Origin of the sequence: Streptomyces recifensis (assembly GCF_002154615.1) — a bacterium.
Classification (GTDB): Bacteria; Actinomycetota; Actinomycetes; order Streptomycetales; family Streptomycetaceae; genus Streptomyces; species Streptomyces griseoluteus.
The window spans coordinates 1-18,073 of record NZ_MUNH01000099.1 but is presented as its reverse complement, the minus strand read 5'-3'; the positions used below and the strand labels follow the sequence as shown (position 1 = coordinate 18,073).

Below are 18,073 nucleotides of genomic sequence, written 5' to 3'. Positions count from 1 at the left end.
GGTGAGGACCGTTGTGGTGTGCGGGAGTTGGGGTGGGGCGCTGCCCGGGGTGGCCGCCACCGCCGTCACCGCTCCCGCTCTGAAGCCCTTCGCGCTGAACTGGGCCACCGCCGACTGGCGGGCCGCGCCGATCGTCAGGGGGGTGTCCGAGATGCCGGGGAAGTGGGCGTGCGGGCCGGCGGGGAGGCCGAAGAGCGGTGGGTCGGCCAGGAGGTCGTGGTCGGCGCGGACTTCGTAGGCCACCGTACGGACGTCCAGGGCGATCGGTTCCGGGCCCGCGGAGGGGCGTTGCTCCACGTGCAGGCCCGGCCCCACGTGGCCCAGGGGCAGGCGGCCACCCTCAGTGGCCGGGAGCGTGCGCTCGACCAGGCCCACGCCGGCCGTGATGACCTGACCTGGTGTCATGCCCTCCTCGCCGAGGACCAGGTGGATGTCGATGCCGTTGTCGCCGGGGACGGTCAGGGCGGTGACATGGCCGTCCGGGGTCGCGGCCACGCCCACCCGGTCCGGCCGTACCGACCTGCGGAACAGGCCCAGCAGCGTACGGCCCCGCCACGGCCCGTGCTCCGGGCGCAGCGGCATCTCGGTGAAGGGCTGGCGCCACGTCGTTCGCAGGGAGAGGGCGCTCGCCAGCACCACCTGCGCGTCTCTCGTCAGCTTCAGCGGCATCCGCTCGACCAGCCCGCCGGTGCGTTCGGCCGCCCACGCGTCCAGGCGCTCCTGCGCGGTGATCAGGTCGTCCCCGAACGTGCCGTACGTGCCTGCCGGAAGCCCCGCGCGCCAGTCGTCCCGTAGGCGCAGCGACTGCTGGGTCCACAGGCCGAGGGCCGCGTCCAGGCCCGTCACCGAGACCATGTCGGTGAGGAGCCGGCGGGCCGCCGCGGCCGCCACGTCCGCGGGGACGCCCAGTGCCTCCGAGAGTTCCGCCCGTGCCTGACCGGCCGCACCGTCCGCCAGGAAGGCCAGCAGTGGCCACACGCCGGCCGCCGAGAACACCGTTCCGTCGTCCGCCGCGACCGTCCGCGCCCACCGCGCGGTGAGGCGGCTGACCGCCCGTATGCCGGCGCCGCTCATTCCGTCCCCCACGCCCCGCCCCCCATGTCCGTTCCGCGCGCCGCCCGTTCGGGGAACGAATCCGTTTTCCGGTCTTGTCCGGACCCGCTTACCCTGCGCGCATTCGTACGGTAGCCCGCCCGAGCCGCCTCGTCCGCCCCGACTGCCGCAACTCGTCCCGGAAACGGTCCCGGTGTCCCTGTCCCCTGCCCGCGAACAAGTCGCCGGAGCCGGCGACCGCCCCTCCTCGCTCCGGCGCCCGGGGGACCGACGGCGACGCGGCGGAGGACGGCGCCAAGGTGTGATCACGGCCCGGCGGGGGAGTCATGGCCGGAGAAAGTCACCGGGCCCCCGGAGAAAGTCGCTGGACGCAGGTGTGCGCCGCCCCTCATCATCACATCGAGTGATTCTCTGGCCTTTGCTTGCATGGCACAACCCACGGTTGCCACGCTGTTGCTGTCTGTACAACCTGATGGGAGCGGCCAGTGACATTCGGTGAGCAGCCGGCGTACCTGCGCGTGGCGGGTGATCTCCGCCAGAAGATCGTCGACGGTTCACTGCCGCCCCATACCCGTCTCCCCTCGCAGGCCCGTATCCGCGAGGAGTACGGCGTCTCGGACACCGTCGCGCTGGAGGCCCGCAAGGTGCTGATGGCCGAGGGGCTGGTCGAGGGGCGGTCCGGCTCGGGGACGTATGTGCGCGAGCGCCCGGTGCCGCGCAGTGTGGCGCGCTCGGGGTACCGCCCCTCGGGCGGCGCCACTCCTTTCCGGCAGGAGCAGGCCGACGCGACCGCGCACGGCACCTGGGAGTCCAGCAGCGAGCGCGCCGAGGCCGGTGCCGGGGTCGCGGAGCGGCTGGGGATCGAGCCGGGCGAGCGGGTGATGCGCACGAAGTACCTGTTCCGGGACGCCGGGGAGCCGATGATGCTCTCCACCTCCTGGGAGCCGCTCGCCGTGACCGGCCGCACCCCGGTCATGCTGCCCGAGGAGGGCCCGCTGGGCGGGATGGGGGTGGTCGAGCGGATGCGCGCCATCGACGTGATCGTGGACAACGTCACCGAGGAGGTCGGCGCCCGCCCCGGCCTCGCGGAGGAACTCCTGCTGCTCGGGGGCGTTCCCGGCCATGTCGTCCTCGTCATCCAGCGCACCTACTACGCCTCGGGCCGCCCGGTGGAGACCGCCGACGTCGTCATCCCGGCCGACCGCTACCAGGTCGCGTACCACCTCTCCGTGCGCTGACGCCGCGTCGTGAGGTAGCGCACAGGGGACGCGCTCCCCGGGGGCGCACCCCCGCGTACGAATCCCGCGCCTGCCGCCGTCGCCCCGCGACGCTCCGGCCGTCGTCCCTGGTGGGCGGCGGTCGGGCCCATCCCCGCGGACCGCCGTCCCGTGCGGCGCGTTCGATTCCGTGCGCCCCCTGCGTTCTGGCCGGTTGCGTACCTCTTCGTGAAAAGCCGTATCCGCTGTGTGAAGGTTGGGCGTACGCTCGGGCATATGCGTATTGCGGTTTCCTCGGGCGGGACACCTTGGAGCCCCGGAGCGGAAAGCGGGTGGGGCGGGTGCTTAGGGGCACGGGAAGGGAAACGGTGGGGGCGATGAACGAGGGTGCGGTCGTTCTGCCCTGGCTCGTCATACGTCAGGACGACAACGGCAATCGCTACCGGGTCGGCCGGTACGCGACGCGGGCGGAAGCCCAGAAGATCGCCGACAGTCTCGACGGCCGCGGGCACAGGCAGCTCTACTGTGTGGAACGCGTGAGCCAGCACGGCGAGAGCGCGCGCAACTGACCACGGGCGTGCTCCCGTAGGCTCCGGACCATGACCGAACGGATCGTGGTGGTGGGGGCCGCCCTGCTCGACGGGGACCGGCTGCTCGCCGCGCGGCGCAGCGCGCCCCCGGAGCTGGCCGGGCGCTGGGAGCTGCCTGGCGGCAAGGTCGAGCCCGGCGAGCAACCCGACGAAGCCCTCGTGCGCGAACTGCGCGAGGAACTCGGCGTCGACGCCGAGGCGGTCGAACGCGTCCCGGGGGAGTGGCCCCTGAGAAACCCTTATGTGCTGCGGGTGTGGACCGCCCGGCTCCGTCCGGGTTCCCCCGGACCCGAGGCTCTCCAGGATCACGACGAACTGCGCTGGCTCACCCCCGACCGCCTCTGGGACGTGCCCTGGCTCGACCAGGACGTCCCGGCCGTCCGGGAGATCGCCGCCCGCCTCGCCGCGCAGGCGCGCTGACCGGCGTACGAGGTGCGTCGCCCGGCGTGCGGAGCCGAGGCCGGGCCGGCCGTACCCCGCCACGCCCCTGTGCTCCTTGGCCGAGCCCCCCGGGGAGTGGCCCGGCCGGCCCCGGGAAGCTGTACGCCGTTTGTGCCACAGTGCCCCGGCCCGCACGGTACTCCCCTCGACATACCGGGTATGTGCCCAGTAACCCCATGAAATCGGACATGGGTGGGCTCGCTTGCCTGGGAAGTGATCGGCGTGTTCGACACCGAGGGCGACTGCGCCGAGTGGACCTTCCCCTCGGAACCCGGCGCGGTGCGCGCGGCCCGTGCCGCTGTCCGGGGCCAGTTGGGCCGCTGGCATCTGGACTCCCTCGCCGATCTGACGGCATTGCTGGTCAGCGAGCTGGTGACCAACTCCTTGCGGCACGCGGACGGTCCGATCGGTTTGCGTCTGGTCCGCCCGGCGGGGCTCGGCGGGGTGTTGCTGGTCGAGGTCTCCGACCAGGTGCCGGACCCGCCGCGCGAGCGGATCGCGCGGCCCGAGGACGAGAGCGGGCGTGGGGTGGCGCTCGTCGCGGGTTCCTCCGCCCGCTGGGGCACCCGGCCCGGTGGCAGCGGCAAGACCGTCTGGTTCGAACTGGCGATCCCCGAATGATGCCCGCCAGTGCCCGACGACCCGGAGCGCGGGCGGGTGCATCAGGGGCACGGCGGGGTGAGACGGGAGTACGGCGGGGGTGCGCGCGCCCCCGCGTGGGTCGGCTCGTGCCCCGGTGCGCAAGCGCGTTGCCGGGCGCGTGGTTCGAGGTCGTGTTCGCTGGTTAGAAGACTGGGAGTGTTGTCGCAGCACGGGCCGGAAGGCACCCGTACCGAGCTGTGATCGTGAACACCGTGTTGTGCGGCGCCGTAGTGCTGGATACTGCGGGCAGCCGCCCCCGGTGACCGGTGCCGGACGCGGTGAGCTGGAGGGGACGGTTCGCGTGAGCGAGATACCAGCGAAGGCCACGGAGTCCGAGGACCCGTCGGACGCCGCGAGGGGCCGGGCCGCCGAGGAGGCGGCCCCCGCCGACATGTGGCAGAGCAGTCCGCCCGGCTCGATGTACGACTACATAAAGGTCGCGTCCTTCTCCCTCAGCCCCGGCGGGCTGATCGAGCAGTGGAGCCTGCGCGCCGAACAGCTCTTCGGCATTCCCGCCGACCGGGCCGTGGGCCTCGACCCGATCGAGGCGTTCGTCGATCCCGACCTGCGCAGTCGCGGTCAGCGGAAGATGGCCGAGATCCTGGACGGGCGGGAGTGGACCGGCGTGGTCCCCTTCCGGATGCCGGACGGCGAGGACGGCTCGCGCGGCGAGGAGGGCATGGCGGAGGTCTACGTCATGCCCACCCGCACCGCCGAGGGCGACAAGGCCGCCGTCTGCATCGTGGTGGACGTGCGGACCCTGCGCAGCATCGAGACCGACCTCGCGGCTTCGCAGGCGATATTCGGCCAATCTCCGTTCGGGTTCCTGCTGATCGACACCGATCTCCGGGTGCGCCGGGCCAACACCCGCTTCGCGTCGATCTTCGGCGGCACTCCGGACGACCACCGGGGCAAGGGGGTGCACGACTATCTGCCGCGCGCCGAGGCCGACCGGGTCTCGGCCACCCTGCGCCGGGTGATGGAGTCCGGCGACTCCATCACGGACATGCACGTCACCGGCTTCGTACCGGACTCCGACGAGCGCCGGCACTGGTCCATCAACCTCTACCGCGTGCACAGCGGCAGCGGGCGCCCCATCGGCGTGGCGTGGCTCGGTACCGACATCACCGCCCGGCGTGAGGCCGCCCGTGAGGCCGCCTCCGCGCGGCGCAACCTCGCGCTGCTCAACGAGGCCGGCGCCCGCATAGGGAACTCGCTCGACCTGGAGACGACCGCGCGCGAACTGCTCGACGTGGTCGTCCCGGGCTTCTGCGACCTGGCCACCGTCGACCTCTACCAAGCCCTGCTGACCGGTGACGAGGCCCCGCCCAAGCTGGCCGACGGCAGCGCGGAACTGCGCCGGGTCGCCTTCGCCAGTGCCGTCTCCGACGCGCCCTTCGGCGGCTCGGGGGAGCGGGTGGAGCTGGGCGCGGTGCACCGCTTCCCGTTCAACTCCCCCTGCGCGGACGCCCTGCGCACCGCCCGGCCGCAGCGGGTGCCCGCCGAGGAGGGCGGCCTGGTGCAGTCCACGCTCGCCGTGCCGATGGTCGCGCACGACACCGTGGTGGGCATCGTGCAGTTCGCCCGCACCAAGGGCAGCGAGCCGTTCGGGGACCGCGACCGCGACCTCGCGGTGGAGCTGGCCGCGCGTGCCGCCGTCTGCATCGACAACGCCCGGCTCTACCGCCGCGAGCACGAACGCGCGCTGATACTCCAGCGGTCCCTGCTCCCGCCCGGCGACCCCGAGGCGTCCGGCCTGGACATCGCCTGCCGCTACCTGCCCGGCAACGCGGCCACCGAGGTCGGCGGCGACTGGTTCGACGTCATCGAACTCCCCGGCCACCGAACCGCGTTGGTGGTCGGCGACGTGATGGGACGCGGCCTGCGCGCGGCCGTGGCGATGGGTGAACTCCGTACGGCGGTACGCACCCTGGCGCTGCTCGACCTCGAACCGGCCGAGGTGCTCTCCGCGCTGGACGAGATCGCCCGCGGCCTCGGCACCCCCGGCGGCGTTCAGCAGGCCACCCGCGCCGCCCGCCAGCCGCGCGACGCCGACCTGTGCGAGGTCTACCTCGCCACCTGTGTGTACGCGGTCTACGACTCCGTCACCCGGCGCTGCACCTTCGCCAACGCCGGCCATCTGCCGCCGGTGCTGGTGGAGCCCGGCGAGGCCGCGCTGATGCTGGACGTGCCGCCCGGCATGCCGCTGGGCGTGGGCGGCGAGCCGTTCGAGGAGGTGGAGGTCGAGCTGCCGGAGGGCGCCCTGCTCGCCCTCTACACCGACGGTCTGGTCGAGTCCCGCGACCATCCGCTGGACGAAGGGCTCCAGGCGTTCGTGCAGGCGCTCACCGACCCCTCCCGCCCGCTGGAGGACGTCTGCGACCACGTCCTGAACAGCCTCCACACCCGGCACGGCGAGGACGACATCGCGCTGCTCATGGCCCGCGTCCAGGGCCTGCCCACCGAGTCGGTCGGCGACTGGACCCTGCCCCGCGAACCGCGCAGCGTGGGCCGGGCCCGCGAGTACGCGCGGGCGCAGCTGCTGAGCTGGGACCTGGAACCCCTGGTCGACACCACGGAACTCCTGGTCAGCGAGCTGGTGACCAACGCCCTGCGGTACGGCGAGGGCGAGATCAGGCTCCGGCTGCTGCTGGACCGCACCCTGGTCTGCGAGGTCTGGGACGCCGGTCTGGTCCAGCCCCGCAGGCGCCGTGCCCGAGACACCGACGAGGGCGGACGGGGCCTGCAACTGGTCGGTCTGCTCAGTGCCGCCTGGGGCTCCCGGCGCACCCCGCGCGGCAAGACGGTGTGGTTCGAGCTGCCGCTGCCCGGCGCCGACAGCCCCCTGACCGACCCGGCGGAGGCGCTGCTCAGCCTGTTCTGAACCTTCCGCGGGTCTCCGGCCCGCCGAAGGACACCGGCGGCCCCCCGTCCGGTTCCTCACCGAGCAGCACCCCGCCGAGGACCGCTCCGGCGGTCCCCTGGGTGCCGGACTCCGGCAGGCCGTGGGCCCGTACGTCCCGTTCGGCGAGTTCCAGGGCCCGGCGGGCGAGGACGGCCGCTTCGACGGGGTGGGGTTCGGCGAGGGTGCGCACGGCGGCCGCGAGCAGGGAGCGGGGGTCGGCGCCTACCGCGCCCCGGTGCACCGCGACGAAGTCCTCCGCCTCGCCGACAGCCGCCCGCGCCACCAGGTCGGCGGCGGTGTCCAGCACCCCGCCGCGGGCGCCCGGCAGCCGCACCAGGGCGCGGGTGATCCGGCGCAGCGCGTCCAGCGGGTCGTACGGCCCCGCCGTCAGCTCCGTACGTACGGCGGCCAGGATGTCGTCGGCAGCCGACGGCACCGCTGTGCCCGTGGCCCGTGCCCGGGCCAGCACCGCCTCCGCCCCGGTCAGCGCGGCCGGTACCAGTGCGGCCGCCTCCCGCAGCCGGCGAGCCGTGCGGTCCACCCCCGCCACCAGAATCCCGGCCTGCGCCACCGAGCCCTCGGCGGCCCGGAGCCCGCGTGCCGTGCGCCCCTTCTCGCCCGAGTCGGCGGCACGCCGGGCCTCGTTCAGCCGGGCGGTGGCGAACACCAACCGGTCCATCGCCTCTTCGGCGCACCCGGCGGCCCGCGCGCCGACCGCCGGCCCGTACCGCTCGCGCAGTTCCGACACGGTGACCCGCGTGCCGGCCGCACGCGCCGCCAGCCGGCGGAACGCCCCCTCGGCCACCTCCAGCGCCGGGCCCGTCCCGGGTCGGCGCAGCCGGTCCAGCTCCCCGGCCCGCGCGTCCAGCACGCGCCCCGCCTCCGCACACCGGCCGACGACGCCGGCCAGGGTCTGCCCGCGGTCGCCGGCGTCGCGGGGCTCTCCCTCCTCGTACCGGTGCCACAGGGCGAAGGCGGCGGAGAGCTCCGTGCGGGCGGTGTGGACCGCGTGGCGGAAGGGGGCGAGGGTGCGCTCGTCCAGAAGCGCGGCCGCGAACGGCAGCTCCTCCTCGCTCGCCCGCACGCTGTCGTCCGCCTCGACCAGGGCCGCGCGGGCCCGGCGGTCGGACTCGGCCGGGGTGGACACGGCCGGAGTCGCGGAGGCGACGCCGGAGGCCCGGCGGCCACGGCGCATGTAGCTGTACGCGGCCACCACCCCGGCGGTGCCGAGCACGGCGACCGGGAGGATCAGGTCGACGGCGGAGGTCTCGTCGTCCCGTGGAGCGGCGCGGGCGGCGGGGGCCGCGCGGGGCGGGGACGCGGTCGCGGGTTCCTGTGCCGCGAGTACCGGGAGGGCCAGCCAGCCGGCCCCGGCGACCGCGCCGACGAGCGCGTGTGCGACCCGCACGCGTATGTGCGCCGTGGCGTGCCGGGGGCGGCCCCGGACCAGGGAGGACGTCACTTTGGGAGCGTATGGGCGGGTTCGTGGCCCCGCGAGCGGGCGGGGTTGCGCCGCACGGGTGGGGTTGCCGCGCCGCGCGGTCGTGTCGTCCCGTTTCCCCCGGTGCGGTCGCTTTCAGTGGGTGCATAGATCTGATCAGCTCCATATACCGCCAAAAGTGATCAACACGTCCGCGGCCTTCCGGAGGTAGCAGAGATGTCCCACGACGGCGTCGGCTCACGCGCGGTCCTGCGCGCGACCGCCTTCCTCACCGCGGGCGCCCTCGCGGTGCCCCTCCTCGCCGGGTGCAGCTCGGACGAGAAGGCCGCCCACCCCCTGGCCGGACCGGACATCGCTCACGTCACCCGTGCCAAGGTCGCCGAGGGCGGCACCGTGAAGTGGGCCGTGGACGCGCTGCCGGAGACGCTCAACGCCTACCAGGCCGACGCGGACGCGGGCACCACCCGGGTCGCCCAGGCCACCCTCCCCTCGATGTTCCAGCTCGACGCGAACGGCCGCCCGGCGGTGAACCCCGCCTACCTGGAGTCCGCCAAGGTCATCGAGACCGAGCCGCGCCAGGTCGTGCTGTACAAGCTGAACCAGCAGGCCGTGTGGAGCGACGGCCGGGAGATCGGCGCCGCCGACTTCCTCGCCCAGTGGCGCGCCCTGTCCGGCAAGGACAGCGCTTACTGGACCGCGCGCAACGCCGGGTACGACCGCATCTCCAAGATCGAGCGCGGCGCCAGCGACCTCCAGGTCCGGGTCACCTTTTCCCGCCCGTACGCCGACTGGAAGTCGCTGTTCTCCCCGCTGTACCCGAAGGACGTCATGGGCTCCCCGGACGCCTTCAACGACGGCGCCCGGCGCAAGCTGAAGACCAGCGCGGGCCCCTTCCGGGTGGACAAGGTCGACACCGCCGGCAAGGACGTCGTCCTCACCCGCAACCCGCGCTGGTGGGGGCAGCCCGCCAAGCTCGACCAGATCGTGCTGCACACCGTCCCGCGCGACGAGCGGGCCACCGCGCTGGCCGACGGCAAGGTCGACGTCGCCGATGTGGACGCCGCCACGGCCGGGCGGATCAGCGGCGCCGCCGGAGGCGCCGGGACCGGCAGCCCGCTCGCGGGCGGCGGCAAGACCTCCGCCAAGAAGCTCCGCTCCTGGGCGCTCGCCCACGGCCTGGAGGCCGAGAAGGTCGAGCACGCGGGCCGGAAGAAGCTGCGCAAGGCCATCACCCGCTACCTGGAGGAGCAGGACGGCCTCCGCTCCTACGAAGTGCGCAAGTCCCTGGAGCCCGCCTACACCCAGCTCGCCCTGAACGGCGCCGGGGGCGTGCTCGCGGACGAGCGGGTACGCCGGGCGGTGGCCCGCGCGCTGGACCGCAAGGAGCTGGCCAAGCTGGTGCTGACCCCGCTCGGCCTGCCCGCCGAGCCGGTCGGCAGCCACCTGGCGCTGGAGGGCCAGCCCGCCTACGCCGACAACAGCGACGCCCTCGGCGGCCAGGACACCAAGGAGGCGCAGGCCCTGCTCTCGGACGCCGGGTGGGTACCGGGCGGCCCGGTCAAGGCGCAGAAGAAGGCCGAGAAGGCCGCCGGACCGGAGAGCAGCTCCAAGGACGACGACGACCGGTCCGAGGGCGGCAAGGACGGCGAGTACATCGTCGGCGAGGACGACACGAACACCGACGGCAAGAACGAGCACCGCGACGGCAGCGGCCGCCACCTCGCCCAGGACGGCAAGCAGTACACCGGCCAGGGCGGTGCCCCCGGCGCCTACGCCCCCAAGGGCACGGCCGCCCCGGCGGGCGCGGTCAACGGCCCGCTCGCCAAGGACGGCCAGGCGCTCAACCTCCGCTTCGTGCTCCCCACCGGCGCGGGCTCGGAGACCCTGAACACCGTCGCCGGGCGGATCTCCGCGATGCTGGAGAAGGTCGGTATCCGCACCACCCTCATCAAGGTCCCGGACGAGAGCTACTTCAAGGACCACATCGCGGCCGGCGACTTCGACCTCGCCCTCTACTCCTGGCCCGCCTCCGCCTTCCCGGCCACCGACGCGCGCCCGATCTTCGCCAAGCCGGCGCCCGCCGCCGACGGCTCGGTGAACGTCGAGCAGAACTACACCCGCGTCGGCACCGACCAGGTGGACCAGCTCTTCGACCAGGCCGCCTCGACGCTGGACGAGGACGAGTCCCGCGATCTCATCCGCAAGGCCGACACCCGCATCTGGGCGGCGGCCGGCTCCATCCCGCTCTACCAGCGCCCCCAGCTCGTCGGCGTACGGAAGACCCTGGTCAACACGGGCGCCTTCGGCTTCCAGGCGCCGGTCTACGAGGACATGGGCTTCTTGAAGAAGGGCGCGAAGGTCTCCCCCAGCCCGACCGGGAGCTGACCCGGAACCGGGCCCCGTGGCCCTGCGGAGGCCGTCCCCCGCAGGGCCACGTACCATGGGGTGAGGCCGTGGCGTGTCCAGCCCGGCAGGTCCCGCGCAAGAGAATCCCGCGCAGGGCAGTCCGCACACTCCGGGAGTACGCCGCAATATGGCCACGCGCCACGACATCCGTAACGTCGCCATCGTCGCCCACGTCGACCATGGCAAGACCACCATCGTCGACGGCATGCTGAAGCAGGCCGGCGCGTTCGCCGCCCACCAGCTCGACTCCGTCGACGACCGCATGATGGACTCGAACGACCTGGAGCGTGAGAAGGGCATCACGATCCTCGCCAAGAACACGGCGGTGAAGTACCACCCCAAGGACGGTGGGGACCCGATCACGATCAACATCATCGACACCCCCGGCCACGCCGACTTCGGTGGCGAGGTCGAGCGCGGTCTGTCGATGGTCGACGCGGTCGTCCTGCTCGTCGACGCCTCCGAGGGCCCGCTGCCGCAGACCCGCTTCGTGCTGCGCAAGGCGCTCCAGCAGCGGCTGCCGGTCATCCTGTGCATCAACAAGACGGACCGCCCCGACTCGCGCATCGACGAGGTCGTCAACGAGACCTACGACCTCTTCCTCGACCTGGACGCGGACGAGGAGCAGATCGAGTTCCCCATCGTCTACGCCTGCGGCCGTGACGGCATCGCGTCGCTGACCAAGCCGGAGAACGGCACGGTCCCGGCGGACTCCGACAGCCTGGAGCCGTTCTTCTCCACGATCCTGGAGCACGTCCCGGCCCCCACGTACGAGGAGGACGCGCCGCTCCAGGCCCACGTCACCAACCTCGACGCGGACAACTTCCTCGGCCGTATCGCGCTGCTCCGCGTCGAGCAGGGCGAGCTGCGCAAGGGCCAGACGGTCGCCTGGATCAAGCGCGACGGCACCGTCCAGAACGTCCGCATCACCGAGCTGATGATGACCGAGGCGCTCACCCGCAAGCCGGCCGAGGTGGCGGGCCCCGGTGACATCTGCGCCGTCGCCGGTATCCCGGACATCATGATCGGTGAGACCCTCGCCGACCCGGAGAACCCCGTCGCGCTCCCGCTGATCACGGTGGACGAGCCCGCGATCTCCATGGTCATCGGTACCAACACCTCGCCGCTGGTCGGCCGTGGCGGCACCGGCAAGGGCGCGGACGCCAAGTCCGCCGTCAAGGACCGCAAGGTCACCGCCCGCCAGGTCAAGGACCGTCTCGACCGCGAGCTGATCGGTAACGTCTCCCTCCGCGTGCTCGACACCGAGCGCCCGGACGCCTGGGAGGTCCAGGGCCGTGGTGAGCTGGCGCTCGCCATCCTGGTCGAGCAGATGCGCCGCGAGGGCTTCGAGCTGACCATCGGCAAGCCGCAGGTCGTCACGCAGATGATCGACGGCAAGGTGCACGAGCCGGTCGAGCGCATGACGATCGACGTCCCCGAGGAGCACATGGGCGCGGTCACGCAGCTCATGGGCGTCCGCAAGGGCCGGATGGACAACATGTCCAACCACGGCTCCGGCTGGGTCCGGCTCGAGTTCGTCGTCCCGTCCCGCGGCCTCATCGGCTTCCGTACCGAGTTCCTGACCAACACCCGTGGTACGGGCATCGCCCACTCCATCCACGAGGGCCACGAGCCGTGGTTCGGCACCCTGACGACCCGTAACAACGGCTCGCTCGTCGCCGACCGCGCCGGTTCCGTCACCGCGTTCGCGATGACGAACCTCCAGGAGCGCGGCGTGCTCTTCACCGAGCCGGGCACCGAGGTGTACGAGGGCATGATCGTCGGCGAGAACTCGCGCTCCGACGACATGGACGTCAACATCACCAAGGAGAAGAAGCTCACGAACATGCGGTCGGCGTCGGCCGACTCGTTCGAGGCGATCGTCCCGCCGCGCAAGCTCTCCCTGGAGCAGTCCCTGGAGTTCTGCCGCGACGACGAGTGCGTCGAGGTGACCCCGGAGGCGGTTCGCATCCGCAAGGTCGTCCTCGACCAGAAGGAGCGCGGCCGCACCGCGAGCCGTGCCAAGCACAGCTGACGACTGATCAACTCGGCCTGAGCGCCGGGTGACTGAAGCCCGGCCGTCCCCATCTCGGGGGCGGCCGGGCTTTTTCGCAACCGGATTTTTCCCGCCGCCGGGCCACCCGGTGTCCGGAACGCGGAGATCCCGGACCGATAGCCATGTAACACGTCCGTTTCGCGGCCTTCAGTAGGGGAGTTGTTTGTCCGGTCTTGGGAAGTTCCGCCCGTCAGCTGTGACTGAATTGAGATTTAAAGACAGTGGTCGCCACTTGGCTCATGTCAGATAGTTAGCCGCGTACCGCTCGGGTCAAAGGGGAGCTGTTCGTCGCTTCCAGCGGTGTGATCCGGCCCTAGAACTACGCGCGTCCGACTGCGAGTTCGCGCGCTGTCCAGCAATCCCGGAACCTCCCGCACTCATATCTGCGAAACGGACGAACCGTGACAAGTCCTATCGACATCGAGGGCGGCGGGACTTCGGTCGTCGTCGACGGCGAAGCAGGGCCGTCGGCGAAGGCCGAGACCGTCCAGCTCGAAGGCCGTTCTCCCGGCCGGCTGATGTGGATGCGCTTCAAGCGCGACCGCACCGGCGTGATCTCGGCCTGTGTCGTGATCTTCTTCTTCGCGATCGGGTTGCTCGCCCCGCTGATATCCAAGGTGTACGGCAAGGACCCGTACACGGTGTACGCGGACGAGCGTCCCGAGCTGTTCGACAGTGCGGGTGTGCCGGTGCAGCCCAACGGAGGTATCAGTGGCGAGTTCTGGTTCGGCCTCGAACCCGGCAACGGCTACGACGTCTTCACCAAGCTCCTGTTCGGCATCCGCACCTCGCTGATGATCTCGCTCGCGGTCACCGTCACCGTCGTCCTCACCGGCATCCTGCTCGGGGTCGCGGCCGGATACCTGGGCGGGCGCACCGACTTCGCCATCGGCCGGGTCATCGACTTCCTGCTCGCCTTCCCGGCGCAGTTGTTCTTCATCGCCAGCATGCCGGTCGTCGTCTCGCTGTTCGTCAGCCCGCGCGACGAGACCCCCACCTACGTCCGGGTGCTGGCGCTGATCATCGTCCAGTGGTTCCTCGGCTGGATGAGCCTCGCCCGCATCCTGCGCGGCACCTCGCTCGCCCTGCGGGAGCGGGAGTTCATCGAGGCGGCCCGGGTCAGCGGGGCCTCCTCGTGGCGGATCATCCGCAAGGAGATCCTGCCGAACGTGGTCACCCCGCTGCTGGTGCAGGCCACTTACCTGCTGCCCTCCTTCGTCACCGCCGAGGCCGGGCTCTCCTTCCTCGGCGTGGGCATCGTCGAACCGACGCCGGACTGGGGACAGATGTTCTCCAAGGCGTCCACAGAGCTGGTGATGCAGAACGACATCACCTACATGTTCTTCCCGGGCATCTCGATGATCATCTTCATCGTGGCGTTCAACCTGCTCGGGGATTCGGTCAGGGACGCGTTCGACCCCAAGACCGCACGCTGACCGGTCACTTCACAGCACCACAGCACCTCGCACAGCACTACCAGCAGTTTCTTTCGCACTGGTGACACAGGAACGCACTGGTGACACAGAGATGGGTGGGAACCTCGTGATGAGTAGGGGCGGACGCCACACATACGGCGCACTCTCCGTGCTCGCGGCCGGAGCGCTTGTGCTCACCGGTTGCAGCAAGGGCGGCAGCGACAGCGGCGACGACGACAAGAAGCAGCAGCAGAACGCCCAGCGCCAGCAAGCGCTGATCAAGTTCGGTGACGAGAAGGCGTCCACCGGACCGGCCGCCGAGGTGCCCGGCGCCAAGTCCGGCGGCACCCTGGAGGTCCTCCAGCGCGACAGCTACGCGCACCTCGACCCGGCACAGATCTACGTGTCCGACGAGGGCTCGCTCGCCACCCTGCTGCACCGCGGTCTCACCGGCTACAAGGCGACCAGCAACGACGGCAGCAAGCACGAGGTCGTCGGCGACCTCGCCACCGACTCGGGCACCACCACCGACGGCGGCAAGACCTGGAAGTACACGCTCAAGGACGGCATCAAGTTCCAGGACGGTACGCCGATCACGTCCAAGGACGTCCGGCACACCGTCGAGCGCCTCTTCGCGCCCTTCATCAACCAGGGCCCGACCTTCCTCCAGCAGTGGCTCGCCGACTCGCCGGGCGCGACCTACCGCAAGCTGCTCAAGGACGGCCCCTACAAGGGCAAGCACCTGCCCGACTCGGTGCTGTCGACGCCGGACGACAAGACGATCGTCTTCCACTTCAAGACGGCCCGTCCCGACCTGCCGTACGCGCTGGCCATGGCCGGCTACGGGGTCGTCTCCCAGAAGGGTGACACCAAGGAGCGCTACGACAAGGCGCCCGTGGTGAGCGGCCCGTACAAGATCCAGTCGTTCAAGTCCGGCAAATCCATGGTGCTGGTGAAGAACACCAACTGGGACCCGAAGACGGACCCGATCCGGCACCAGTACATCGACCGGTTCAACTTCAGCTTCAACCAGCAGTACGAGGCGTCCACCAAGGCGCTGCTCGCCGACAGCGGCGCCGACCAGGCCGGCATCAGCTTCAACAACCAGGTCGACGCGGGCAACCTGTCCTCGGTGCTCCGGGACGCGAAGCTGAAGTCCCGTACGGTCTCGGGCTACCAGTCGTTCGTCGGCCAGATGAACATCAACATGAGCCACAAGCCCATGCAGGACAAGACGGTCCGCGAGGCCATCGCCTACGCCCTGCCGGTCACCCCGTTCGTCCGTGCCTACGGCGGCACCGACGCCATGGAGGTCGCGGGCGGTCTGATCTCCCCGACCGTCTCCGGCTACGACGCCGCCTTCGACCCGTGGGGCAAGAAGAAGAAGCCCGCCGGTGACGCGGCCAAGGCCAAGGAGCTGCTGAAGAAGGCCGGCAAGCTCAACATGAAGCTGACCTTCGGCTACATCAACACCCCCGAGGGCCAGCAGTACTCCACCGCCATGGCGGCGGGCCTGAAGAAGGCCGGCTTCAACGTCCAGCGCCAGGAGATCCCGGCCGAGACGTTCTACGACCAGGTCTCCAAGCTGAACAACAACTACGACATCTTCCACACCGCGTGGGGTGCCGACTGGCCGTCCGCCTCGACCGTGATCCCGCCGCTGTACGACGGCCGCGTGATCGCCGACGGCGCGCAGAACTACTCGCAGATCAACGACCCGCAGATCAACAGCGAGATCGACCGGATCAGCAAGATCACCGACCCGGCCAAGGCCGCGTCCGAGTGGGAGAAGCTCGACCAGCACATCGTGAAGGACGTCGTCAACGTCGTCCCGACCGCGTACTACAAGCAGACCCAGATCGCCGGTTCCAAGGTCGGCGGACTCGTCTACGACGACGTGCTCAGCGGCGTCGACCCGCGTCGCCTCTTCATCAAGTAACCGCCCGCGCCCGGCATCCGGCGCACCCCGCAAGGGTGCGCCGGGCGCCGGGCCCCGGACCGCCGACGTCAGAGAGCTGCCCCTGTCATGCTGCGCTTCCTCGTCCGCCGGACCCTCGGTGCCGTCGTCATCCTCTTCCTGCTGAGCATGGTCACATTCGTCCTGTTCTTCGGGGTGCCCCGCGACCCGGCGCTGCTGATGTGCGGCAAGACCTGCAACGCCGACGCCATCGCGAACATCCACCATGTGCTCGGCCTCGACAAGTCCATCCCGGAGCAGTACCTGATCTTCCTGCACAACCTGGTCATGGGCAGCGACAGCTTCGCCCAGGGACCGTGCCCGGCGCCCTGCTTCGGCTACTCGTACCACTCCAACGAGCCGGTCTGGGGCACGCTGATCGACCGGCTGCCCACCACCGTCTCGCTGACCATCGGCAGCGCGGTGTTCTTCCTCGTCATCGGCATCGGCGCCGGTCTGGTGGCCGCCTGGCGGCGCGGCACCGTGGTCGACAAGGTGGCGACGGCCGGCGCGATGGTCATCTCCGGGATGCAGATCTACTTCCTCGGCCCGCTGGCCCTGGCCCTGCTCGTCTACCAGACCCACTGGTTCGACAAGCCCGCCTACAACGACTTCACCGCCAACCCCCTGACCTGGTTCTCGGGGCTGCTCATCCCCTGGGTGATCCTCTCCACCATCTTCGCGGCGCAGTACACCCGTATGGCGCGCTCCTCGATGATCGAGCAGCTCCAGGAGGACCACGTCCGCACCGCCCGCGCCAAGGGCATGTCCCGGCGGTACGTGTTCTTCCGTTACGCCTGGCGCGGCTCGCTGATCCCGATCGTCACCATCTTCGGCATCGACCTCGGCTCGCTGCTCGGCGGCGCCATCATCACCGAGTGGACCTTCGGTCTGCCGGGCCTCGGCCAACTGTCCGTGCAGTCCGTGTTCTTCAGCGATCTGCCGCTGCTGCTCGGCGTGATGCTGTTCGCCGCCGCCATGATCCTGCTCTTCAACATCGTCGTCGACGCCGCGTACGCCTTCATCGATCCGCGCGTGCGGCTGTCCTAGGAGCACTGTCGTGACCACTTTGACCAAGGAGGCCGGTGTCCCGGCCCCGGCGGGCGACGGTCCGCTGCTGTCCGTGCGCGATCTGCACGTCAGCTTCAAGACCGAGGACGGCGTCGTACGGGCCGTGGACGGGCTCTCCTTCGACCTGGAGCGGGGCAGAACGCTCGGCATCGTGGGGGAGTCGGGCTCGGGCAAGTCGGTCACCAACCTGACCGTCCTCGGCCTGCACAACCCGATGTTCACCACCGTCGAGGGCGAGATCCTCCTGGACGGGCGGGAGTTGACGACCGCGCGCGAGTCGGAGATGGAGAAGCTGCGCGGCAACAAGGTCGCCATGATCTTCCAGGACCCGCTGACCGCGCTCTCCCCCTACTACACGGTCGGCCGGCAGATCGCCGAGCCGTATATGAAGCACACCGGCGCCTCCAAGAAGGAGGCGTGGAACCGCGCGGTGGAGATGCTGGGCAAGGTCGGCATCCCCAACCCCAAGGCGCGGGCGGGGGATTACCCGCACCAGTTCTCCGGCGGCATGCGCCAGCGCGCGATGATCGCCATGGCCCTGGTCTGCGACCCCGACCTGCTGATCGCGGACGAGCCGACCACCGCGCTCGACGTGACGGTCCAGGCGCAGATCCTCGACCTGCTCAAGGACCTCCAGCAGGAGTTCGGCTCGGGCATCATCTTCATCACCCACGACCTCGGGGTGATCGCGGACATGGCCGACGACATCATGGTGATGTACGCGGGCAGCGCGGTGGAGCGCGGCTCGGTCGACTCCGTCCTGCACGCGCCCGAACACCCCTACACCTGGGGCCTGCTGAACTCGATGCCGCGGCTCGACTCCGACCCGTCCATCGCGCTCACCCCCATTCCGGGCTCCCCGCCCTCGCTGCTCAACCC

General features: G+C 71.0%; 13 protein-coding genes. 11 read left to right on the top strand and 2 right to left on the bottom strand.

Translation table 11 applies throughout. The features are described 5' to 3' along the window. Positions 1-1,074: serpin family protein (locus tag CCN33_RS06525; RefSeq protein WP_086692145.1), on the bottom strand; the 1,074-nt coding region annotated here is incomplete at its 3' end. Positions 1,075-1,538: 464 nt separating this feature from the next. Between CCN33_RS06525 and CCN33_RS06520 the strand changes: the two genes are divergently transcribed. From CCN33_RS06520 to CCN33_RS06500, 5 genes are all read left to right on the top strand, one after another. Beyond that, positions 1,539-2,291, top strand: coding sequence for a GntR family transcriptional regulator (locus tag CCN33_RS06520; RefSeq protein ID WP_086692142.1), 753 nt, complete (start codon positions 1,539-1,541; stop codon positions 2,289-2,291). 356 nt (positions 2,292-2,647) lie between these two features. Further along, on the top strand, positions 2,648-2,839 hold the full coding sequence (locus CCN33_RS06515; RefSeq protein ID WP_086692139.1) for an SPOR domain-containing protein: 192 nt from the start codon (positions 2,648-2,650) through the stop codon (positions 2,837-2,839). A 30-nt stretch (positions 2,840-2,869) separates the two neighbouring features. Beyond that, a complete protein-coding gene (locus tag CCN33_RS06510; RefSeq protein ID WP_086692136.1) occupies positions 2,870-3,280 on the top strand; it encodes a (deoxy)nucleoside triphosphate pyrophosphohydrolase in 411 nt (136 codons plus the stop codon). A 213-nt stretch (positions 3,281-3,493) separates the two neighbouring features. Then, positions 3,494-3,922 (top strand): ATP-binding protein, encoded by a 429-nt coding sequence (locus CCN33_RS06505; RefSeq protein ID WP_086692133.1) that lies wholly within the window; start codon positions 3,494-3,496, stop codon positions 3,920-3,922. Between the two features lie 322 nt (positions 3,923-4,244). Beyond that, positions 4,245-6,827: a SpoIIE family protein phosphatase gene (locus tag CCN33_RS06500; RefSeq protein WP_086692131.1), complete on the top strand. Its 2,583-nt coding sequence runs from the start codon at positions 4,245-4,247 to the stop codon at positions 6,825-6,827. Here CCN33_RS06500 and CCN33_RS06495 read toward each other — a convergent pair. Continuing rightward, positions 6,814-8,310, bottom strand: a complete 1,497-nt coding sequence (locus CCN33_RS06495) for a hypothetical protein (RefSeq protein ID WP_086692128.1) — start codon at positions 8,308-8,310, stop codon at positions 6,814-6,816. The two genes, CCN33_RS06500 and CCN33_RS06495, sit on opposite strands and share 14 nt — an antisense overlap. A 195-nt stretch (positions 8,311-8,505) precedes the next feature. Between CCN33_RS06495 and CCN33_RS06490 the strand changes: the two genes are divergently transcribed. The 6 genes from CCN33_RS06490 to CCN33_RS06465 form a co-directional block, all read left to right on the top strand. Beyond that, complete coding sequence (locus CCN33_RS06490; RefSeq protein ID WP_086692126.1) at positions 8,506-10,674, top strand: ABC transporter family substrate-binding protein; 2,169 nt, start codon at positions 8,506-8,508, stop codon at positions 10,672-10,674. A 148-nt stretch (positions 10,675-10,822) separates the two neighbouring features. Continuing rightward, the gene (gene typA / locus CCN33_RS06485; RefSeq protein ID WP_086692123.1) at positions 10,823-12,730 is read left to right on the top strand and encodes a translational GTPase TypA; all 1,908 of its coding nucleotides are present in this window, start codon (positions 10,823-10,825) and stop codon (positions 12,728-12,730) included. Between the two features lie 422 nt (positions 12,731-13,152). Then, positions 13,153-14,187, top strand: a complete 1,035-nt coding sequence (locus CCN33_RS06480) for an ABC transporter permease (RefSeq protein WP_086692121.1) — start codon at positions 13,153-13,155, stop codon at positions 14,185-14,187. A 109-nt stretch (positions 14,188-14,296) separates the two neighbouring features. Further along, positions 14,297-16,105, top strand: coding sequence for an ABC transporter substrate-binding protein (locus CCN33_RS06475; RefSeq protein WP_086692152.1), 1,809 nt, complete (start codon positions 14,297-14,299; stop codon positions 16,103-16,105). Between the two features lie 87 nt (positions 16,106-16,192). Then, positions 16,193-17,173: an ABC transporter permease gene (locus CCN33_RS06470; protein WP_086692118.1), complete on the top strand. Its 981-nt coding sequence runs from the start codon at positions 16,193-16,195 to the stop codon at positions 17,171-17,173. A 10-nt stretch (positions 17,174-17,183) separates the two neighbouring features. Then, on the top strand, positions 17,184-18,073 hold an 890-nt coding region (locus tag CCN33_RS06465), incomplete at its 3' end, for an ABC transporter ATP-binding protein (protein WP_086692149.1).